Raw genomic sequence first — 20,919 nt, 5'->3', positions numbered from 1 at the left:
ATGTCAAAAGAAAAATTTAATCGTTCTAAACCACATATTAATGTCGGAACTATTGGACATGTAGATCATGGAAAAACTACTTTAACATCAGCTATTACTACAGTTTTATCAAAAAGATTTGGTGGTAAAGCATGTGCATTTGAACAAATTGATAATGCTCCAGAAGAAAAAGCTAGAGGTATTACAATAAATACTTCACATGTTGAATATGATACTGAATTACGTCATTATGCTCATGTAGATTGTCCTGGACATGCTGATTATATAAAAAATATGATTACTGGTGCTGCACAAATGGATGGAGCTATTCTAGTAGTAGCTGCTACTGATGGTCCTATGCCTCAAACTAGAGAACATATTTTGTTAGGTAGACAAGTTGGTGTTCCTCATATAATTGTTTTTTTAAATAAATGTGATATGGTTGATGATGAAGAATTATTAGAATTAGTAGAAATGGAAGTTCGTGATTTATTAACTCAATATGATTTTCCAGGAGATAATATTCCTATTATTCGTGGTTCAGCTTTAAAAGCATTAGAAGGTGAAAAAATTTGGGAAGATAAAATCATTGAATTAGCTAATTCTTTAGATAAATATATTCCTATTCCTGTAAGAGCTGTTGATGAACCATTTCTGCTTCCAATTGAAGATGTTTTTTCTATATCTGGTCGTGGAACTGTAGTTACTGGACGTATTGAACGAGGTATATTAAAAGTTGGTGAAGAAGTTGAAATTGTTGGTATAAAATCTACTACAAAAACAATATGTACTGGTGTAGAAATGTTTCGTAAATTATTAGATGAAGGTAGAGCTGGAGAAAATGTAGGAATTTTACTAAGAGGAACAAAACGAGAAGATATTGAGCGTGGACAAGTTCTTGCAAAACCTGGAACTATTAATCCTCATGTAAAATTTGAATCTGAAGTTTATGTATTATCTAAAGAAGAAGGAGGTAGACATACTCCATTTTTTAAAGGATATCGTCCTCAATTTTATTTTCGTACTACTGATGTTACAGGTTCAATTGAGCTTCCTGAAAATATAGAAATGGTTATGCCGGGTGATAATATTAATATGGTAGTTACATTAATTCATCCAATTGCTATGGCTGAAGGATTACGATTTGCAATTAGAGAAGGTGGAAGAACAGTAGGAGCTGGTGTAGTAACAAAAGTTATTGCATAATATAGATATAAATTTTATTATATATCAATATTTTAATATTTTGTCAAGATTAGAGGTTTTCTCTTTTCTTGACATAATTTTTTTAATAATTAACTTATTAAAAAAATATTTTTGACATGTAATAAATATATAAAAGTGAATTTTATTAAATAAGGAGTTCTATATTTATGCAGAATCAAAGAATTCGTATTCGTTTAAAAGCTTTTGATTATCGTTTAATTGATCAATCTACTTTAGAAATTGTTAATACAGCTAAACGAACTGGAGCAAAAGTTTTAGGTCCTATTCCTTTACCTACTCGTAAAGAAAGATTTACAATTTTAGTATCACCGCATGTGAATAAAGATGCTCGTGATCAATATGAGATTAGAACGCATAAGAGATTAATTGATATTGTACAACCAACAGAAAAAACAGTTGATGCATTAATGCGATTGGATTTAGCTGCAGGTGTAGATGTGCAAATTAGTTTAGGGTAGTTTTAAGAAATTAAATTAATTATTTTTAGAGAATTTAAGGTAAATAATTTATGATAGGTTTAGTAGGTAAAAAACTAGGTATGACACGAATTTTTTTTGAAGAATATACTTCTATTCCTGTAACTGCAATTGAAATACTAGATAATATTGTTGTACAAGTTAAAACAATAGAAAATGATAATTATGAATCAATTCAATTAACTACAGGATTTAAAAAAGAAAAAAAAGTTTTAAAATCAGAATATGGTCATTTTTTAAAATTTAATGTTTCAGTTGGTAGAGGTTTATGGGAATTTAAATGTAAAAATTCTTCTAATTATTCATCTGGACAAAAAATTACTATTAATTTTTTTAAGAATATTAAAAAATTAGATATTACTGGTATTTCAAAAGGAAAAGGTTTTGCTGGTACTGTTAAACGTTGGAATTTTAGAATGCAAGATGCTACTCACGGAAATTCTCTTTCTCATCGCGTTCCAGGATCTATTGGGCAAAATCAAACTCCAGGACATGTGTTTAAAGGTAAAAAAATGTCGGGTCATTTAGGTGATCAGCGTACAACTATTCAAAATTTAAAAATTGTTAAAATTGATGATATAAATAAAATAATTTTAATAAAAGGCTCTATTCCAGGTAGTATAGGAAGTGATATATTACTTAAACCTTCCATTAAATAATATATAAGGAGTTGTAAACAATGGAATTAATGTTTCAAGATACAAATGAAATATATAATATATCTGAATCTATTTTTAATAAAGTGTTTAACGAACCTTTAGTTCATCAAATTATAGTGTGCTATTTAGCACGTAGAAGACAAGGGAGTAAGGCACAAAAAAGTCGTTCAGAAGTATCAGGATCAGGTAAAAAACCATGGAGACAAAAAGGAACGGGAAGAGCACGATCAGGATCATTAAGAAGTCCTATTTGGAGATCTGGTGGTGTTACTTTTGCAGCTAAGCCTAAAAAGTATAAACTTAAAATGAATAAAAAGATGTATCGTTATGCTATTAAAAGTATTTTATCAGAATTAATTAGACAAAATCGATTTTTTTTATTTAAAGAGTTTATAATTGAATTTCCTAAGACAAAAATTTTGTTAAAAAAATTAGAATTAATAAATTTAAAAAGTGTTTTAATTATTACTGCTCATAAAAATACAAGTTTATTATATGCATCTAGAAATTTATATCATGTATGTGTAATAAATGTAAAATCTATTAATCCGGTTATTTTAATTTCATATGAAAAGGTATTAATTACTTTATCAGCAATTAAGAAAATTGAGGTTATGTTTAAATGACTCATATTGAAAGATTATTAAAAATTATTTTATCCGCACATGTATCTGATAAAACATCAGATAATATGAAAAGAAATAATACTGTTGTTTTAAAAGTATTAAAAAATTCAAAAAAATATGAAATTAAATTGGCTATAGAAAAATTTTTTAAAGTACGGGTATATAAAATTAATACATTAATAGTAAAAGGTAAAAGAAAACGTCAAAAAAACAAAATTTGTAAATTTAGTAATTGGAAAAAAGCGTATGTTATTTTACATACAGGTCAAAATTTAGAATTTTTAGGTCATTCAAAATAAAAATGAGAGGGGGATATACGTGGTTATTGTAAGATGCAAGCCAACTTCTCCTGGAAGACGTCATGTAGTAAAAGTAATTTGTCCAAATTTATATAAAGGTCGACCTATTGCATCATTATTGCAGAAAAAAGTAAAAACAGGTGGAAGAAATAATTATGGACGTATTACTACCCGTCATATAGGGGGGGGACATAAAAAATTATATCGTTGTATTGATTTTAAGAGACGTTATGATAATGTTCCAGCAGTAGTGCAAAGAATTGAATATGATCCTAATAGATCATCTAATATTATATTGATTTTATATAAGAATGGTAAAAGAAGTTATATTTTGGAACCTAAAGGAATTAAAGTTGGAGATATTATAGAATCTGGAAATTTAGTTCCAATTAAATTAGGAAATGCTTTACCAATAAAAAAAATTCCTATTGGAACAATTCTACATAATATTGAAATAAAATCTGGAAAAGGTGGTCAAATTGCACGATCTGCTGGAAGTTATGCGCAATTAATATCTAAAGAAAATAAATATGTTGTTATACGTTTACGTTCAGGTGAATTAAGAAAAATTCATATTGAATGTCGTGCTACTATAGGAGAAGTAGGGAATTCAGAACATATGTTACGTATTTTAGGAAAAGCCGGTGCTTCCCGTAGATACGGAATACGACCTACTGTTCGTGGTACTGCAATGAATCCTGTAGATCATCCTCATGGTGGTGGTGAAGGTAGAAATTTCGGTAAACATCCTGTAAGTCCATGGGGATTAAAAACTAAAGGTAAAAAAACACGTAGAAATAAACGAACAGAAAGATTTATTGTTCGTCATAGAAATAAATAATTATATAGGATGAAAATATATGCCTCGTTCTCTTAAAAAAGGTCCTTTTATTGATATTCATTTATTAAAAAAGATTCAAAAATCATTAAAATTAACGAATAAGAAGTCAATTCGTACATGGTCTAGACGTTCTACAATTTTTCCTAATATGGTCGGATTAACAATATCTATTCATAATGGACGTCAACATGTACCTGTATTTATTACAGAAGAAATGGTTGGTCATAAATTAGGAGAGTTTTCTATTACACGTACTTATAGAGGACATACAGCAGATAAAAAGATTAAAAAACCTATTAAATAAATTTTTGAGATGATAACATGAATGTCTTAGCTAAATATAATCAAGTTCGTTCTTCTGCACAAAAGATACGTTTAATTGCTAATATTATTCGTGGTAAAAAAGCTTTATTAGCATTACAGATCTTATCAAGTGTAAAAAAAAAAGCAGCATTATTAGTTAAAAAATTATTAAAATCAGCATTATCTAATGCTGAACATAATTATGGTTATAATAAAGAAGTATTAATTATTTCAAAAATTTTTGTTAATAGTGGTTCTAGTATGAAAAGAATGATGCCACGAGCAAAAGGAAGAGCAGATCGTATTTTAAAAAGAACTAGTCATATTACAGTAATATTATCAGATATTAAAAAAAACCCGGAGGGTTATAATGGGTCAAAAAGTACACCCTAATGGAATGAGATTAGGTATTATTAAATCTTGGAATTCTATTTGGTTTGCTAGTAAAAAAGAATTTTCAAATTATTTAGACAGTGATTTTAAAGTACGTAGTTATGTAAAGAAAAAATTAATTAAAGCATCAGTTTCAAAAGTTATTATTGAACGACTTTCTAAAAATATTAGAGTAACGATTTATACTGCTCGTCCTGGTATTGTGATTGGTAAAAAAGGTGAAGATGTTGAAAAATTACGAATTGAAATTGCAAAAATTACTGGAGTACCAGCTCAAGTTAATATTTCAGAAATACGTAAACCAGAGTTAGATGCAAAGTTAGTAGCAGATAATATTTCTTCTCAATTAGAAAGAAGAGTCATGTTTCGTAGAGCTATTAAACGTTCAGTTCAAAATGCTATGCGGCAAGGTGCTAAAGGTATTAAAATAGAAGTAAGTGGACGATTAGGAGGTGTAGAAATTGCACGAAGAGAATGGTATAGAGAAGGAAGAGTTCCACTTCATACATTACGAGCTAATATTGAATATAATACTTCGGAAGCTCATACAACATACGGAATTATTGGAGTAAAAGTATGGATTTTCAAAGGTGAAATATTAGATGGAATGTTAGTTGTATCTAATAAGAAAGATAAAAAACCATTTATTTCGGTAAAAAAGGTATCTCAAAAATATCGAAAATAAATAATGGGAGAATTTATATTTATGTTGCAACCAAAACGTTTTAAATTTCGTAAAATGCATAAAGGTAAAAATAGAGGTTTATCTTGTGATAATAAAGTAAATTTTGGGTCTTATGGATTAAAATCTATTGAACGAGGTAGATTAACTGCTCGACAAATTGAGGCAGCTCGTAGAACAATGTCTCGATCAGTAAAACGTCAAGGAAAAATATGGATTCGTGTTTTTCCAGATAAACCTATTACACAAAAACCATTAGAAGTACGAATGGGAAAAGGAAAAGGTAATGTTGAATATTGGGTTGCTTTAATTCAACCTGGTAAAATACTATATGAAATTGATGGTATTTCTGAAGAAGAATGTCGTTTCGCTTTTAAATTAGCATCTTCTAAATTACCTATAAAAACTATTTTTGTTTCTAAATTGGTATTATAAAAATGAATATTATTGAAAAAAACAATATTGATAAAAATCATTTAAAAAAAAATTTATTAGATTTATTGAAAGAACAATTTAATATTCGTCTTCAATTATCTTCTGGAAAATTAAAAAAAACACATTTAGTAAAAAAAAATAAGAAAGATATTGCACGTATAAAAACAGTTTTAAATAAAAGGATTAATCATACTTTATGAATGAAAAAAAAAATCTTTTAAATGGTTATATTGTAAGTAATAAGATGAATAAATCTGCCGTAGTTATTGTAGAGCGTAAAATAAAACATTCTATATATAAAAAATTTATTAAAAAAAGAACTAAATTGTGTATTCATGATGAAAAAAATATTTGTAATATTGGAGATATAGTAACAATTCGTGAATGTCGACCTATATCAAAGACAAAATCTTGGATTTTAGTAAATATTTTAGAAAAATCTATTGTTTAAAATTTTTTATTTTTATAAACGAAGGCATGAAATCGTATATAATAATTTGATTCATGTCTTCTATTATATAATTATGAAATTTTCTTTTATATTACACTATAATAAATTTTTTTACTATAAAATAAACAGGACATATATATGATACAAGTACAAACTATTTTAAATGTTGCTGATAATTCCGGAGCTCGTCTTGTGATGTGTATAAAAGTTCTAGGTGGTTCTCGTAGACGTTATGCTAATATTGGAGATATAATAAAAGTAGCTATTAAAGAAGCTATACCTAGAGGTAAAGTAAAGAAAGGTGAAGTAGTAAAAGCTGTAGTAGTACGTACTAAAAAAGGTATTAGAAGAACAGATGGTTCTATGATTTGTTTTGATAATAATTCTTGTGTAATTGTTCATGATACTACAAATCAACCAATTGGTACTCGTATTTTTGGTCCAGTAACAAGAGAATTAAGAGTAGAAAAATTTATGAAGATAATTTCTCTAGCACCAGAAGTTCTTTAAAATTTTTAAGGGATAATTAATATGTCATATAAAATACGTTCTAATGATTTAGTTATTGTTTTAACTGGAAAGGATAAAGGTAAAGTTGGTATTGTAAAAAAAATATATCGTAGCAATAATACTGTTATTGTTGAAGGAATTAATATAGTAAAAAAACATCAAAAATCTATTCCTGAAAAGCAACAGAGTGGAGGAATTATTTCAAAAGAATTACCTATTCATATTTCTAATGTATCAATTTTTAATAAAAAACTTAAAAAATCAGATAAAGTTGAATTTTTTTGGCATCTCGGTAAGAAAAAGCGTAGATTTAAATCTAATAAAGAATTAATACAGTAAAAATATAGGAAATATATTATGTCAAGATTATATTTATATTATAAAAATAAAGTTATTCCTAATTTGATAAAAAAATTTAATTATTCTAGTATAATGGCTGTTCCACAAATTATAAAAATTACTTTAAATATGGGAATTGGTAAATCTATAATAAATAAGAAAATATTAGATTATGCAATTGATGATTTAACTAAGATTTCTGGTCAAAAACCAATTATTACTATTGCTAAAAAATCAATTGCTAGTTTTAAAATTCGTAAAGGTTATCCTATTGGATGTAAGGTAACGTTAAGAGGAAGAAGAAAATGGGATTTTTTTGATAAATTAATTACTATTGTAATACCAAGAATTCGTGATTTTAGAGGTATGTCACGTAAATCTTTTGATGGTAGAGGGAATTATAGTTTAGGTATCCGTGAACAAATTATTTTTCCAGAAATTAATTATGAAAAAATTGATTCTATTAGAGGAATGGATATTACTATAACTACAAATTCTAAATCTAACCAAGAAGGTGAATGTTTATTAACTGAATTTGATTTTCCTTTTCAAAAATAAAATTATTTAGGTATTTATATGGCAAAACAATCAATGAAAGCAAGAGAATTTAAAAGAAAAAAATTAGCATTAAAGTATTTTTTGATTAGAGAGAAATTAAAAAAAATTGTAAAATCTAAATTTTCTTCTGAAAAAGATCGTTGGAATGCTATGTTAAAATTACAAACTTTACCTAGGGATTCTAGTCCATCTAGACAACGTAATCGTTGTAGACAAACTGGACGTCCTCATGCTTTTTTACGTAAATTTGGATTAAGTAGAATGAAATTACGAGAAGCAGCTATGAGAGGTGAAATTCCCGGTTTGACTAAAGCAAGTTGGTAAACTTATATAAAAATTATTAATTAAGATATATTTATTATAAATAAGGTATATTTATGAGTATGCAAGATCCAATAGCAGATATGATTACTTGTATTCGTAATGGTCAATTTTCAAATAAAATTTTTGTAATAGTCCCTTTTTCAAGATTAAAAGAAAACATTGTAAAAGTATTAAAATTTGAAGGATATATTATAAATTATAAAATAAAAAAAAATAATAATAAAGTATTAAAAATTTTTTTAAAATATTTTAATGGTAAATCTGTTATTGAAAATATCAAACGTATTAGTCGTCCAAGTTTACGTAGATATTGTAATAAACGTAATTTACCTATTGTTATGAATAATTTAGGAATTGCTATTATTTCGACTTCTAGAGGTGTTATGACTGATCGTATAGCAAGAGAAAAAGGTTTAGGTGGAGAAATCATATGTTACGTAGATTAATTTTTTTTTTAATTCATAATGATGGAGAAAATTAAGTATGTCGCGTGTTGCAAAATCACCAATAAAGATTCCTCAAAATGTAAATATTAGTTTACAAGATTTAAAAGTGATTGTTCATGGAAAATTAGGTATTTTAAAAAAAAATATACATAAATGTATAAAAATTATAAAAAAGAATAGTTATTTATTTTTTTCTCATAATCATTCATCAAGTTCATATGGTTGGATGCAAGCAGGTACTTGTCGTGCTTTAGTTAATACTATGATTATTGGAGTAACTACAGGTTTTAAGAAACAATTAATTTTATTTGGAATTGGTTATAGAGTTATTTTAGAAAATAATAATATTTTAAAATTATATTTGGGTTTTTCACATTCTATTTCTTATCAGTTACCGAATCTAATTACAGCAAATTTATTATCTCAAACAGAAATCGTATTATCAGGAATTAATAAACAATTAGTAGGTCAGGTAGCAGCTAATATACGTTCGTATCGAAAACCAGAACCTTATAAAGGTAAAGGTATTCGTTATTTAAATGAAATAATACGTATTAAAGAGGCAAAAAAAAAGTAAAATGAAAGGTTATGTAAACAAAAAAAAAACTAGGATTAGACGTTATACTAAAATACGTAAAAAAATAAGAAGTAATCGTGATTTTCGTTTAGTAATTCACCGTACTTCAAAGCATATTTATGCTCAAATTATTTCATGTAAAACTTCTTTTGTTTTAGTATGTGCATCTACTTTAGAATTTAGAAAATTAAATATAAATAATATCTATACAGGAAATAAAATTTCTGCAAAAATAATTGGAAAATTAATTGCAGAGCGAGCTTTAATCAAAGGAATCAAAAAAGTATTTTTTGATAGATCAGGCTTTAAATATCACGGTAGAATAGAAGAATTAGCTAAATCAGCCCGTGTATCAGGTTTAATTTTCTAAAATTATAGGAATATAAATATGCATTATGAAAAAAAGTTATCAATTGAGTTAAAAGAAAAATTAATTTCTGTAAATAGAGTTTCTAAGACAGTAAAAGGAGGAAGAATTTTTTCTTTTACTGCTTTAACTGTTGTTGGAAATAATCAAGGAAAAGTAGGATTTGGTTATGGAAAAGCTAGAGAAGTTCCTTCTGCAATTCAAAAAGCAATGGAAAAAGCACGAAAAAATATGATTATAATTCCTTTATTTAAAAATACTATTCAACACTCAGTTACAGGTTTACATACAGGTTCTTTCATTTTTATGAAACCAGCATCTGAAGGAACTGGAATTATTGCTGGTGGAGCTATGAGATCTGTTCTTGAAGTTGCGGGAATTCAAAATATTTTAGCTAAAATATATGGTTCTACTAATCCTATCAATGTTGTAAGGGCGACTTTAAACGGATTAAAAAAAATTAGATCACCGGAAATGATTTCTAAAAAAAGAGGTAAAATTATTACAATAATTTAAAAATAACATGAGAATATTTTTATTATGAAAACTATTTTAATAACTCAAATAAAAAGTCAAATTGGTCGTTTACCAAAACATAAAGCAACTATGAAAGGATTAGGTTTACGTAATATTGGAGATACTGTTGAAAGAAAAGATACAGCAGCTATTCGTGGAATGATTAAGAAAGTATATTATATGATATCTATTAAATAGAGGAATTCTTTATGTATTTAAATTCATTATCAAATTCTGTATATAAAAAAAGGTCTAAAAAACGCATATGTAGAGGAATTGGTTCAGGTTGGGGAAAAACAGGAGGACGTGGACATAAAGGTCAAAAATCTAGATCAGGTGGAAAAATACGAAAAAGTTTTGAAGGAGGGCAAACACCATTATATAGAAGAATTCCAAAATTTGGTTTTCGTTCTAAGAAAAAAAAATTTTTTGATGAAATTAGATTATTTGAATTAGATTGTTTTCATAATTTAAAATATATTAATTTATCTATTTTAAAAAAAATAAATTTAATTAATAAGAATATTAAATATGTTAAGATTATCAAATCTGGATTGATTAATAGACCTATAATAATTTCTGGTTTGTCTGTAACTAAGGGAGCTCGTTTATGTATAGAATCAGCTGGAGGAGTAGTTAAAAGTTAAAAATATAATTATTTATTTAAACAATTCATTTTTAATAGAAAATATACTATGTCTACATTATATAATTTACGAAAAAGAATTTTTTTTGTTTTTATAGCAATAATGATATTTAGAATAGGTTCATTCATTCCTATTCCAGGTATTAACATACAAGTTTTAGAAAAATTTTTTATTTATAAAAATAGTTCTATATTAACTATGTTTAATATGTTTTCAGGAGGATCATTAAATAGAGCTTCAATATTTGCTTTAGGTGTAATGCCATATATTTCTTCTTCTATAATAGTACAATTATTAACATTGATTAGTTCATATTTACGTAATTTAAAAAAAGAAGGAGATATAGGAAAAAAAACAATTAATCAATATACAAAATATATTACATTTTTTCTTTCAATTATACAATCAATTGGAGTAGTAATTAGTTTACCATTTCTTCCTGGAATGAAAAATATTATAGTTTTTGCAGATTGTTATTTTTATATTATTGCGGTTGTTAGTTTAGTTACCGGTACTATATTTTTAATGTGGTTAGGAGAACTTATTACTACTAAAGGTGTAGGTAATGGAGTTTCTTTAATTATTTTTTCAGGTATAATATCTGGTTTACCAGCTTCTGTTATAAGAACTTATAAATTAATAAAAATTAAAAATTTTAGTTTTCTTTATGTTTTTTTTCTTCTATTAATTATTTTTTTTGTAATTTTTATTGTAGTTTTTATAGAAAAAAGTCAACGTAAAATTATTGTATGTTATGCTCGACGTCAACAAGGTAGACGAATGTATACTGCGCATCATAGTTATTTACCATTAAAATTAAATATGGCTGGAGTAATACCTGTTATTTTTTCATCTAGTTTAATTGTTTTCCCATCAATACTTTTAACTTATTTGCGTTATGTTTTTAACGATTATAAAAAAATAATATATTTTTTTGATTTTTTAAAATTTAAACATAGTATTTATTTAATTGTAAATATTATCTTAATAATATTTTTTTGTTTTTTTTATACTAATATAATTTTTAATGTTCAAGATACTGCTAATAATTTAAAAAAATCTGGAGCTTTTCTTCCTGGAATTAGACCGGGTTTAAAGACTGCAGAATATATTAAAAATATTGTTTTTAAATTAACAACTATTGGTTCAATATATACTGTATTTATTTGTTTAATTCCTGATATTGTACGTTACTTTTTTAAAGTACCTTTTAATTTTGGTGGTACTTCTTTATTAATTGTAGTAGTTGTTTTAATAGAATTTATTACGCAAACACAAACATTAATGATGTCAACTCAATATAAAAAAATATTAAAAAAATCACATTTATATTTAAAAAATTAAAAATTATATATTTTTATGTTAATTTTGGAGAAGTAATGAAAGTTCGAGCTTCAGTAAAAAAGATATGTCGTAATTGTAAGATTATTCGTAGAAAAAATATAATTCGTGTTATTTGTAGTAATGATCCAAAACATAAACAAAGACAAGGATAATAATGTTTTTTTTTTAAAAAAATTTATTTATTATAAAAAATTTTATATACATTTTTTAAATGTATATATTTTATGCTATTTACTCTTGGAGTAGTGTGAATGACTAGAATTGCGGGAATAAATATTTCTGATAAAAAACATATTTTAGTAGCTTTAACAAGTATTTATGGTATTGGAATATCTTTATCTAAAAAAATTTGTTTTTCTATAGGTATTAGATGTGATGTAAAAATTAATTCTTTAACAAAAGAAAAAATTGAATCATTACGTTCAATAATATCAAAATTTTTAGTAGAAGGTGATTTGCGTAGAGAAAAAACTATTAATATTAAAAGACTTATGGATATTGGTTGTTATAGAGGATTACGTCATCGTAAACATCTTCCAGTTAGAGGTCAAAGAACAAAAACAAATGCCCGTACTCGGAAAGGTCCTAGAAAATTAATAAAAAGTAGATAATTGGAAAAATAATTTATTATGTCAAAAAAAAAATTAAATCAACCAAAAAAACGTATTAAAAGACAAATTTTAGATGGAATTGCTCATATTCATGCATCATTTAATAATACTATAGTAACTATTACAGATCGTAAAGGTAATACTTTAGGTTGGGCAACTTCGGGTGGTTCTGGATTTAGAGGATCAAGAAAATCGACACCTTTTGCCGCACAAGTAGCTGCAGAAAAATGTGCAGATCGTGTAAAAGATTATGGAATAAAAAATTTAGAAGTTATGATAAAAGGTCCTGGTCCTGGTCGTGAATCTACTATTCGAGCATTAAATTCTTCTGGTTTTCGCATTACAAATATTATAGATGTTACACCTATTCCTCATAATGGTTGTCGTCCATCAAAAAAACGTAGAGTGTAATTTTTTATTTAAGTTTTTAAAAGAGATATTAATATGGCAAAATATTTGGGTCCTAAATTAAAATTGTGTAGACGTGAAAATTCAGATTTATTTTTAAAATCTGGAGTGCGTACTATTGAATCTAAATGTAATATTGATCAAGCTCCTGGTCAACATGGATCTCGAAAATTGCGTTTATCGGAATATGCAAAACAATTACGAGAAAAACAAAAATTACGTCGTTTATATGGAATATTAGAAAAACAATTTCATAATTATTATAAGAAAGCATCAAAATTAAAAGGAAACACAGGACAAAATTTATTATTTTTATTAGAAAGTCGTTTGGATAATATTGTATATCGATTAGGTTTTGGAACTACTCGTTTAGAAGCACGTCAATTAATTAATCATAAATCTATTTGTGTTAATAATAAAATTGTTTCTTTTCCTTCTTTTCAAGTATCTATTGATGATAAAATATCAGTTGTTAAAAAGTCTAAAAATCAATTAAGAATTAAAGCTTCTTTAGAAATTATGAAACAAAAAGAAAAACCTAGTTGGTTAAGTATAGATTATCCAAACATGGAAGGCGTATTTTTACGTTCTATAGAACGTGATGATTTATCTTCGGATATTAATGAGCATTTAATTATAGAATTATATTCGAAGTAACATTTTATATATTCTATTAAGAGAGAAATAATAATGCAAGGTTTTGTAGAAGATTTTTTAAAACCTAGATTAGTTGATATTCAACAAATTAGTGCCACACATGCTAAAATTACTTTAGAACCATTAGAACGTGGTTTTGGACATACTTTAGGAAATGCTTTACGAAGAATTTTATTATCTTCTATTTCAGGATGTGCAGTTACAGAGGTTGAAATAGATGGAATCTTACATGAATATATGCATAAGGAAGGAGTAAAAGAAGATATATTAGATATTCTTTTAAATTTAAAAGGTTTATCAATAAAATTATTTGGAAAAGATGAAGTCACTTTATATTTAAAAAAAAGCGGGATTGGTCCAGTTTTAGCTAAAGATATTAATCATGATAATTCTACTGAAATTATAAATAACAAACACATTATTTGTAATCTTACTTGTTCGGATGCATCAATTGATATTAGAATGAAAGTAACACGAGGAAGAGGATATATTACAGCAAAATCTAGAAAAGAAAATTATGATAATGAACATATTATTGGAAAACTCTTTCTTGATGTTACTTATAGCCCAATAGAACGTATTATGTATACAGTTGAATCTGCCCGGGTAGAACAAAGAACTGATTTAGATAAATTAATTATAGAAATGGAAACTAATGGAACTATTGATCCTGAAGATGCAATTAGAAAAGCAGCTACTATTTTAGCTCAACAACTAGAAGCTTTTGTAGATTTAAGAGGTGTTCGTGAGCCAGAAATTAAAGAAGAAAAACCAGAATTTGAACCTGTTTTATTACGACCAGTAGATGATTTAGAATTAACTGTACGATCTGCTAATTGTTTGAAAGCAGAAAGCATTCATTACATTGGTGATTTAGTACAAAAAACAGAAGTAGAATTACTCAAAACTCCAAATTTAGGTAAAAAATCACTTACTGAAATTAAAGATGTATTAGCATCACGTGGATTATCATTAGGAATGAAATTAGATAATTGGCCACCTAAAAGTCTTTTAGAAGATTAAATTTTTAAAATTTTAAAGGAAATAATTATGAGACATAGAAAAATTGGACGATTATTAAATAGAACACGAAGTCATTTAAAATCTATGTTTAAAAATATGACTTGTTCTTTAGTAAAGTATGAATATTTAAAAACAACTTTATCTAAAGCAAAAGAATTACGTCGTTTTATAGAACCTATTATTACAATAGCAAAATATGATACGATTGCTAATCGTCGAATTGTATTTTCTCGTGTTCGTGATATTTTTACAGTAAAAAAACTATTTCATGAATTAGGTCCACATTTTTATTCTCGTCCAGGGGGTTATTTACGTATATTAAAATGTGGATTTAGAAAAGGTGATAATTCTATCATTGCTTATGTAGAATTAGTTGGTCGTAATTTTTAAAAATTTTATATTATAAAAATAATTTATTTTTTAATATATTAGTTAAATAAAAACGGCATTTTTATGCCGTTCTTTTTTTTAAAAAAATATATAATTTTTAATTATAGAAGAATTATTTTAATATTTTATTTTTAATAAACATTTTTCTTCTTGAATTTAATATTTCATGTATATACATTGTTTTTTTTCCTGGAATTTTAATTTTTTCTATATTTAATATACCAGTTTTTGTATTTACTTGTACTCCTTTTTTTGTGATATTAACTATTTCTCCATTTTTAAAATTATTTTTTTTAATAGAAATAATTGATGATTTTTTAATTTGTATTAATAATTTTTTAAAAAAAAATTTACAAATCGGCCATAAACTAAACGCTCGAATTTTTCGATCTATTTCTATAACAGTTTGTGACCATGAAATAATTGCTTCTTCTTTTTTTATTTTTAATGCAAAAGTTTCTTGATTTCTTTTTTGCTTATGAAATTTTTTTTTTTTTTTACTTAAGATAATATTTAATGCTTGATACATACATTGTAAAGAAATAGGTATCAATCTGATAGATAATTTTTTAGTATTATCATTATAATATATAGGACAAGATAATTGATAAATTATTTTTCCAGAATCCATTTTTGAATTCATTTTTATAACGCTAATTCCAGTTTTTTTATCACCATGAAGAATAGATCGTTGTATAGGAGCAGCTCCTTTCCATTTTGGTAATAAAGAAGCATGTACATTAATACCTCCTAAAGGAAATAGTTGTAATATTTTTTTTGGAATTATCATTCCATAAGATGATACAATTAATAAATCAGGATTTATTTTTTTAATATTTAAGTAAAATTTTTCTTCATATAAATCTTTTGGTTGAAATATTTTTATTTTATTTTTAATAGAAAAATTTTTTACAGAAGAAAATGCTTTTTTTTTTTTTTTAAAATATTGATTATCTGGTTTTGTTAAAACAGCTGAAATAATATTTTGGGAAAAAAATAATGATCGAAGATGTGCTAATGAAAATTTATCGCTTCCAGCAAAAATTATTTTTGTTTTTTTTTTTAACATATGTTTAATAATAATTATTATAGAAAATTTTGGTATTAATTAATATAATCTATAAATAATTTTCCAATTAAATGATCTATTTCATGTTGAATGCATATTGATAGCAATGATTTTGCTGTTAATGTAAATGATTTTCCGTAAGTATTTATTGCTTGTATTTTTATACAACTAGATCTTTTTATTTTAGCAGTTTTTTTAGGAATTGATAAACAACCTTCAATTGTATTTATATATTTTTTATTTTTTTTTAAAATTACTGGATTAATTAAAACTAATTCAGACATTGTAGGTTTTAGAGAACTAATAACAATGATTTGTTTCAAAATATTTATTTGGGGAGCAGCTAACCCAATACCATTATTAGCATACATTGTATCAAACATATCATAGATTATTTTTTTTGTTTTTTTATTTATAATCTTAATAGGTTTAGATAGTAATCGTAAACGATAATCTGGAAATTGTAGTATTTTACGTATTGACATAAATATTATTTATATTATTTTATTATAAATATTTATATAAATAAAATATTTTTATTAAATTTTAAGTTAATTTACCAGAATATTTAATTAACTATTTATTAATATAAATATAATAATTTTTTTTTATATTATTGTTTTTGATTTTATTAAAATTTTTAGGAATTTAAAATGCAAAATAGTAAATATTGTGAAAAAAAAATTCATATTGCTTTGTTCGGAAATCCCATAGAGCATTCTTTATCTCCATTAATACATAAAAATTTTTCTAAAGAGATAAAAATTAATTATAATTATAACTCTTTTTTATGTACAAAATCAAATTTTTTTGTTATAGTAAAAAATTTTTTTCAAAATGGTGGTTTTGGATGCAACATTACTGTTCCTTTTAAAAAAAAATCATTTCAAATTTCAAATAAAAATACTAAATATGTAAAAATTTCTAATTCGGTAAATGTTTTAAAAAAAAGTTCAAATAATAATATTATTGGTTACAACACGGATGGAATTGGATTAATTTATGATTTAAATCGTTTAAAATATATCACAGAAAATTCTTTTATTTTAATATTAGGTTCAGGTGGAGCTGTATATTCTATTGTATATCATTTATTAAAAAAAAAATGTTGTATTTTTATTTTAAATCGAACAATTAGTAAATCATGTATTTTAGTAAATAAATTTAAAAAATTTGGAAAAATTTTTGTTTTTGATAAAAATTTATATACAAAAAAATTTGATATTATTATTAATGCCACTTCATGCGGGTTATATAATTTCTCTCCTAAATTTCCAAAAAATTTGATATTTCCAAATACAAAATGTTATGATATTTCTTATTCAAAAAATAAAAAATTAACCCCTTTTTTATCTACTTGTAGAGATTTAGGTAGTAGAAAATATTCTGATGGCTTAGGAATGTTAGTAGCACAAGCAGCATATTCATGTTATATATGGTTTAACATACTACCAAACATTAAAAAAAATATTAATTTATTAAAATCTATTATATAAATGTTTTTTTATTTCAAATAATTTAAATATTTTTTTATATAAAAAAATATCTATTAAAAATATAATAAAAAAACTTGACTCTTTTTGTGTATTCTGTATTATTATACATTAATATTTTTATTAATTTTTATTTTTAGTCCTCTTCGTCTAGTGGTTAGGACACCGCCCTTTCACGGCGGCAACAGGGGTTCAAATCCCCTAGAGGACAAAATTTGAATATTTTTCTATACTAAAAAAAAAAAATATGTTATAATCTTTTTGTAATTTAAATATGTTTTGTTTTTATGTTCTTTAAAAATTTGAATATGATTAAAATTTAGAAAAACACCTGTGGGTTGTAAGGTTAAGCAAAATAAGCGTATTTGGTGGATGCCTTGGCATTCAGAGGCGATGAAGGACGTGCTAATCTGCGATAAGCATCGGTAAGTTGATATGAAGCGTTATTATCCGATGATTTCCGAATGGGGAAACCTGATGTTTAAACATCATTATTAATTGAATAAATAGATTAATAAAGCAAACCAAGGGAACTGAAACATCTAAGTACCTTGAGGAAAAGAAATCAATTGAGATTCCCATAGTAGCGGCGAGCGAAATGGGATCAGCCTAGAATAATAAAAGAAGAAAAATATAGTAGAATAGTTTGGAAAATCTAACAATAAAAGGTGATAGTCCTGTATATGAAGTATTTTTTTTCTGGTATTCAAAAAGTAGAACGGGACACGAGAAATCTTGTTTGAAGATAGGGGGACCATCCTCTAAGGCTAAATACTCCTGAATGACCGATAGTGAACTAGTACCGTAAGGGAAAGGCGAAAAGAACCCCGGTTAGGGGAGTGAAATAGATCCTGAAACCAAATACGTACAATCAGTAGGAGCTTTTTATAAGTGACTGCGTACCTTTTGTATAATGGGTCAGCGACTTGTATTTTGTAGCAAGGTTAACTGTTAAGGGAGCCGTAGGGAAACCGAGTCTTAAATGGGCGAATTATTTTATAGTTTCAAGATACAGACCCGAAACCCGGTGATCTAGCCATGAGCAGGTTGAAGGCTGGGTAAAACCTGCTGGAGGACCGAACCGACTGATGTTGAAAAATCAGCGGATGACTTGTGGTTAGGGGTGAAAGGCCAATCAAACCGGGAGATAGCTGGTTCTCCCCGAAAGCTATTTAGGTAGCGCCTCGTGAATTAATTTTCGGGGGTAGAGCACTGTTTTGACTAGGGGGCCATACTGGCCTACCAAACCAACGCAAACTACGAATACCGAAAAATTTTATCACGGGAGACACACAGCGGGTGCTAACGTTCGTTGTGGAGAGGGAAACAACCCAGACCATCAGCTAAGGTCCCTAAGTCATAATTAAGTGGGAAACGATGTGGGAAGGCATAAACAGCCAGGATGTTGGCTTAGAAGCAGCCATCATTTAAAGAAAGCGTAATAGCTCACTGGTCTAGTCGGCTTGCGCGGAAGATATAACGGGGCTAAATTATGTACCGAAGCTATGGCAATAAATATTTTTTTTATTGGGTAGGGGAGCGTTCTGTAAGCCTGTGAAGATGTTTTGAAAAAAACATTGGAGGTATCAGAAGTGCGAATGCTGACATGAGTAACGATAAAGCAGGTGAAAAACCTGCTCGCCGAAAGACCAAGGGTTCCTGTCCAACGTTAATCGGGGCAGGGTGAGTCGACCCCTAAGGTGAGGCCGATAGGCGTAATCGATGGGAAACTGGTTAATATTCCAGTACTTTTTTTTACTGTGAAGAGGGGACGGAGAAGGTTAGGTTATCCGGGTGTTGGTTGTCTCGGTTTAAATATGTAGGGTAAAAAATTAGGAAAATCCGATTTTTTGTTAGCCTAAGATATGAATACGAATTATGTAAATAATGAAGTAACTAATACCATGCTTCCAAGAAAAGCCTCTAAACTTATATGTAAAATATAAATCGTACCCGAAACCGACACAGGTGGTTAGGTAGAGTATACTAAGGCGCTTGAGAGAACCTGGATGAAGGAACTAGGCAAAATAGTGCCGTAACTTCGGGAGAAGGCACGCTAACATGTAAGTGTAAAAATTTACTTTTGAAGCTTAAGTTAGTCGCAGATACCAGCTGGCTGCAACTGTTTATTAAAAACACAGCACTGTGCAAACACGAAAGTGGAAGTATACGGTGTGACGCCTGCCCGGTGCCGGAAGGTTAATTGATGAAGTTAGGGGTAACCTGAAGCTTTTGACTGAAGCCCCGGTAAACGGCGGCCGTAACTATAACGGTCCTAAGGTAGCGAAATTCCTTGTCGGGTAAGTTCCGACCTGCACGAATGGCGTAATGATGGCCAGGCTGTCTCCATCCAGGACTCAGTGAAATTGAAATTGCTGTGAAGATGCAGTGTACCCGCGGCAAGACGGAAAGACCCCGTGAACCTTTACTATAACTTGACATTGAACATTGATTTTTATTGTGTAGGATAGGTGGGAGATAATGAAGTTAGTTCGCTAGAATTAATGGAATCGACCTTGAAATACCACCCTATAAACATTGATTTTCTAATCTTGTACCGTAAACCGGTACAGAGACAGTGTCTGGTGGGTAGTTTGACTGGGGCGGTCTCCTCCCAAAGAGTAACGGAGGAGTACAAAGATTGGCTAATTACGGTTGGACATCGTAAGGTTAGTGCAAAGGCATAAGCCAGTTTAACTGCAAGCGTGATAATGCGAGCAGATGCGAAAGCAGGTCTTAGTGATCCGGTGGTTTCTGTATGGAAAGGCCATCGCTCAACAAATAAAAGGTACTCCGGGGATAACAGGCTTATACCGCCCAAGAGTTCATATCGACGGCGGTGTTTGGCACCTCGATGTCGGCTCATCACATCCTGGGGCTGAAGCAGGTCCCAAGGGTATGGCTGTTCGCCATTTAAAGTGGTACGCGAGCTGGGTTTAGAACGTCGTGAGACAGTTCGGTCCCTATCTGCCGTGGGCGTAGGAAAATTGAGAGGGGCTACTTCTAGTACGAGAGGACCGAAGTGGACGTATCCCTGGTGTTCGGGTTGTCATGCCAATGGCATTGCCCGGTAGCTAAATACGGAAGAGATAAGTGCTGAAAGCATCTAAACACGAAACTCGCCTCAAGATTAGTTTTCCCTGAAGGTAGTGATGTTTTTTTCACCCTTCTGAAGGGTTGTTGTAGACTACGACGTTGATAGGCTAGGTGTGTAAGCATAGCGATATGTTCAGCTAACTAGTACTAATTTACCCAATAGGCTTGACCTT

32 protein-coding genes, 1 tRNA gene and 1 rRNA gene are annotated in these 20,919 nt (G+C 27.6%); 32 read left to right on the top strand and 2 right to left on the bottom strand.

Annotated elements, in window-relative coordinates:
• From tuf to rplQ, 29 genes are all read left to right on the top strand, one after another.
• Nucleotides 1-1,185 carry an elongation factor Tu gene (gene tuf, locus BCC_RS01750; RefSeq protein WP_011672716.1) on the top strand — a complete coding sequence of 395 codons (1,185 nt, stop codon included), beginning with the start codon at nucleotides 1-3 and terminating at the stop codon, nucleotides 1,183-1,185.
• Between the two features lie 167 nt (nucleotides 1,186-1,352).
• Nucleotides 1,353-1,664 carry a 30S ribosomal protein S10 gene (gene rpsJ / locus BCC_RS01745; RefSeq protein WP_011672715.1) on the top strand — a complete coding sequence of 104 codons (312 nt, stop codon included), beginning with the start codon at nucleotides 1,353-1,355 and terminating at the stop codon, nucleotides 1,662-1,664.
• 50 nt (nucleotides 1,665-1,714) lie between these two features.
• Complete coding sequence (rplC, locus tag BCC_RS01740) at nucleotides 1,715-2,341, top strand: 50S ribosomal protein L3 (protein ID WP_011672714.1); 627 nt, start codon at nucleotides 1,715-1,717, stop codon at nucleotides 2,339-2,341.
• A 20-nt stretch (nucleotides 2,342-2,361) separates the two neighbouring features.
• On the top strand, nucleotides 2,362-2,967 hold the full coding sequence (gene rplD, locus BCC_RS01735; protein WP_011672713.1) for a 50S ribosomal protein L4: 606 nt from the start codon (nucleotides 2,362-2,364) through the stop codon (nucleotides 2,965-2,967).
• Entirely contained in the window at nucleotides 2,964-3,266 is a 303-nt protein-coding gene (gene rplW / locus BCC_RS01730; protein WP_011672712.1) for a 50S ribosomal protein L23, read from the top strand. The genes rplD and rplW overlap by 4 nt, the downstream gene beginning before the upstream one ends.
• A gap of 19 nt (nucleotides 3,267-3,285) precedes the next feature.
• On the top strand, nucleotides 3,286-4,107 hold the full coding sequence (gene rplB / locus BCC_RS01725; RefSeq protein WP_011672711.1) for a 50S ribosomal protein L2: 822 nt from the start codon (nucleotides 3,286-3,288) through the stop codon (nucleotides 4,105-4,107).
• 19 nt (nucleotides 4,108-4,126) lie between these two features.
• The gene (rpsS, locus tag BCC_RS01720; protein ID WP_011672710.1) at nucleotides 4,127-4,411 is read left to right on the top strand and encodes a 30S ribosomal protein S19; all 285 of its coding nucleotides are present in this window, start codon (nucleotides 4,127-4,129) and stop codon (nucleotides 4,409-4,411) included.
• A gap of 17 nt (nucleotides 4,412-4,428) precedes the next feature.
• Nucleotides 4,429-4,803: a 50S ribosomal protein L22 gene (gene rplV, locus BCC_RS01715; RefSeq protein ID WP_011672709.1), complete on the top strand. Its 375-nt coding sequence runs from the start codon at nucleotides 4,429-4,431 to the stop codon at nucleotides 4,801-4,803.
• On the top strand, nucleotides 4,781-5,488 hold the full coding sequence (gene rpsC / locus BCC_RS01710) for a 30S ribosomal protein S3 (protein WP_011672708.1): 708 nt from the start codon (nucleotides 4,781-4,783) through the stop codon (nucleotides 5,486-5,488). Before rplV ends, rpsC begins: the two co-directional genes overlap by 23 nt.
• A 21-nt stretch (nucleotides 5,489-5,509) precedes the next feature.
• A complete protein-coding gene (gene rplP / locus BCC_RS01705) occupies nucleotides 5,510-5,920 on the top strand; it encodes a 50S ribosomal protein L16 (protein WP_011672707.1) in 411 nt (136 codons plus the stop codon).
• 2 nt (nucleotides 5,921-5,922) lie between these two features.
• Nucleotides 5,923-6,120 carry a 50S ribosomal protein L29 gene (gene rpmC / locus BCC_RS01700; RefSeq protein ID WP_011672706.1) on the top strand — a complete coding sequence of 66 codons (198 nt, stop codon included), beginning with the start codon at nucleotides 5,923-5,925 and terminating at the stop codon, nucleotides 6,118-6,120.
• The gene (rpsQ, locus tag BCC_RS01695; protein ID WP_011672705.1) at nucleotides 6,117-6,371 is read left to right on the top strand and encodes a 30S ribosomal protein S17; all 255 of its coding nucleotides are present in this window, start codon (nucleotides 6,117-6,119) and stop codon (nucleotides 6,369-6,371) included. Before rpmC ends, rpsQ begins: the two co-directional genes overlap by 4 nt.
• A gap of 138 nt (nucleotides 6,372-6,509) precedes the next feature.
• On the top strand, nucleotides 6,510-6,881 hold the full coding sequence (gene rplN / locus BCC_RS01690; RefSeq protein ID WP_011672704.1) for a 50S ribosomal protein L14: 372 nt from the start codon (nucleotides 6,510-6,512) through the stop codon (nucleotides 6,879-6,881).
• Between the two features lie 21 nt (nucleotides 6,882-6,902).
• Entirely contained in the window at nucleotides 6,903-7,220 is a 318-nt protein-coding gene (rplX, locus tag BCC_RS01685) for a 50S ribosomal protein L24 (protein WP_011672703.1), read from the top strand.
• Between the two features lie 18 nt (nucleotides 7,221-7,238).
• Nucleotides 7,239-7,778 carry a 50S ribosomal protein L5 gene (gene rplE, locus BCC_RS01680; RefSeq protein ID WP_011672702.1) on the top strand — a complete coding sequence of 180 codons (540 nt, stop codon included), beginning with the start codon at nucleotides 7,239-7,241 and terminating at the stop codon, nucleotides 7,776-7,778.
• An 18-nt stretch (nucleotides 7,779-7,796) separates the two neighbouring features.
• Entirely contained in the window at nucleotides 7,797-8,102 is a 306-nt protein-coding gene (gene rpsN, locus BCC_RS01675; protein WP_011672701.1) for a 30S ribosomal protein S14, read from the top strand.
• Between the two features lie 53 nt (nucleotides 8,103-8,155).
• Entirely contained in the window at nucleotides 8,156-8,548 is a 393-nt protein-coding gene (gene rpsH / locus BCC_RS01670; RefSeq protein ID WP_011672700.1) for a 30S ribosomal protein S8, read from the top strand.
• 37 nt (nucleotides 8,549-8,585) lie between these two features.
• A complete protein-coding gene (gene rplF / locus BCC_RS01665; protein ID WP_011672699.1) occupies nucleotides 8,586-9,125 on the top strand; it encodes a 50S ribosomal protein L6 in 540 nt (179 codons plus the stop codon).
• 1 nt (nucleotide 9,126) lies between these two features.
• Entirely contained in the window at nucleotides 9,127-9,495 is a 369-nt protein-coding gene (rplR, locus tag BCC_RS01660) for a 50S ribosomal protein L18 (protein ID WP_011672698.1), read from the top strand.
• 18 nt (nucleotides 9,496-9,513) lie between these two features.
• The gene (gene rpsE, locus BCC_RS01655) at nucleotides 9,514-10,008 is read left to right on the top strand and encodes a 30S ribosomal protein S5 (RefSeq protein WP_011672697.1); all 495 of its coding nucleotides are present in this window, start codon (nucleotides 9,514-9,516) and stop codon (nucleotides 10,006-10,008) included.
• A 21-nt stretch (nucleotides 10,009-10,029) separates the two neighbouring features.
• Nucleotides 10,030-10,206, top strand: coding sequence for a 50S ribosomal protein L30 (gene rpmD, locus BCC_RS01650; RefSeq protein ID WP_201763722.1), 177 nt, complete (start codon nucleotides 10,030-10,032; stop codon nucleotides 10,204-10,206).
• Nucleotides 10,207-10,217: 11 nt separating this feature from the next.
• Nucleotides 10,218-10,655 (top strand): 50S ribosomal protein L15, encoded by a 438-nt coding sequence (gene rplO / locus BCC_RS01645; RefSeq protein WP_011672695.1) that lies wholly within the window; start codon nucleotides 10,218-10,220, stop codon nucleotides 10,653-10,655.
• Nucleotides 10,656-10,703: 48 nt separating this feature from the next.
• Complete coding sequence (secY, locus tag BCC_RS01640) at nucleotides 10,704-11,999, top strand: preprotein translocase subunit SecY (RefSeq protein ID WP_011672694.1); 1,296 nt, start codon at nucleotides 10,704-10,706, stop codon at nucleotides 11,997-11,999.
• 35 nt (nucleotides 12,000-12,034) lie between these two features.
• On the top strand, nucleotides 12,035-12,151 hold the full coding sequence (rpmJ, locus tag BCC_RS01635; protein WP_011672693.1) for a 50S ribosomal protein L36: 117 nt from the start codon (nucleotides 12,035-12,037) through the stop codon (nucleotides 12,149-12,151).
• A gap of 99 nt (nucleotides 12,152-12,250) precedes the next feature.
• Nucleotides 12,251-12,610 carry a 30S ribosomal protein S13 gene (gene rpsM, locus BCC_RS01630; RefSeq protein WP_011672692.1) on the top strand — a complete coding sequence of 120 codons (360 nt, stop codon included), beginning with the start codon at nucleotides 12,251-12,253 and terminating at the stop codon, nucleotides 12,608-12,610.
• An 18-nt stretch (nucleotides 12,611-12,628) separates the two neighbouring features.
• Nucleotides 12,629-13,021, top strand: a complete 393-nt coding sequence (rpsK, locus tag BCC_RS01625; protein ID WP_011672691.1) for a 30S ribosomal protein S11 — start codon at nucleotides 12,629-12,631, stop codon at nucleotides 13,019-13,021.
• Between the two features lie 33 nt (nucleotides 13,022-13,054).
• Nucleotides 13,055-13,675: a 30S ribosomal protein S4 gene (gene rpsD, locus BCC_RS01620; RefSeq protein WP_011672690.1), complete on the top strand. Its 621-nt coding sequence runs from the start codon at nucleotides 13,055-13,057 to the stop codon at nucleotides 13,673-13,675.
• A 33-nt stretch (nucleotides 13,676-13,708) separates the two neighbouring features.
• Nucleotides 13,709-14,698 carry a DNA-directed RNA polymerase subunit alpha gene (locus BCC_RS01615; protein ID WP_011672689.1) on the top strand — a complete coding sequence of 330 codons (990 nt, stop codon included), beginning with the start codon at nucleotides 13,709-13,711 and terminating at the stop codon, nucleotides 14,696-14,698.
• Between the two features lie 27 nt (nucleotides 14,699-14,725).
• The gene (gene rplQ, locus BCC_RS01610) at nucleotides 14,726-15,088 is read left to right on the top strand and encodes a 50S ribosomal protein L17 (RefSeq protein ID WP_011672688.1); all 363 of its coding nucleotides are present in this window, start codon (nucleotides 14,726-14,728) and stop codon (nucleotides 15,086-15,088) included.
• A gap of 112 nt (nucleotides 15,089-15,200) precedes the next feature.
• On the opposite strand, the gene fmt is transcribed toward rplQ, so the two are convergent.
• Both fmt and def read right to left on the bottom strand, forming a co-directional pair.
• Complete coding sequence (fmt, locus tag BCC_RS01605) at nucleotides 15,201-16,157, bottom strand: methionyl-tRNA formyltransferase (protein ID WP_011672687.1); 957 nt, start codon at nucleotides 16,155-16,157, stop codon at nucleotides 15,201-15,203.
• A 35-nt stretch (nucleotides 16,158-16,192) separates the two neighbouring features.
• Nucleotides 16,193-16,642, bottom strand: coding sequence for a peptide deformylase (gene def, locus BCC_RS01600; RefSeq protein ID WP_011672686.1), 450 nt, complete (start codon nucleotides 16,640-16,642; stop codon nucleotides 16,193-16,195).
• A 168-nt stretch (nucleotides 16,643-16,810) separates the two neighbouring features.
• On the opposite strand from def, the gene aroE reads away from it, so the two are divergent.
• The 3 genes from aroE (at nucleotide 16,811) to BCC_RS01585 (ending at nucleotide 20,919) form a co-directional block, all read left to right on the top strand.
• Complete coding sequence (gene aroE, locus BCC_RS01595; RefSeq protein WP_011672685.1) at nucleotides 16,811-17,653, top strand: shikimate dehydrogenase; 843 nt, start codon at nucleotides 16,811-16,813, stop codon at nucleotides 17,651-17,653.
• Nucleotides 17,654-17,789: 136 nt separating this feature from the next.
• Nucleotides 17,790-17,861 (top strand) — tRNA-Glu (locus BCC_RS01590).
• 133 nt (nucleotides 17,862-17,994) lie between these two features.
• Nucleotides 17,995-20,919: ribosomal RNA gene (locus BCC_RS01585) — 23S ribosomal RNA — on the top strand.

The organism is Buchnera aphidicola BCc (assembly GCF_000090965.1).
GTDB lineage: Bacteria > Pseudomonadota > Gammaproteobacteria > Enterobacterales > Enterobacteriaceae > Buchnera_F > Buchnera_F aphidicola_F.
The sequence above is the reverse complement of the archived record's forward strand: the minus strand, read 5'-3'. Positions and strand labels throughout refer to the sequence as shown.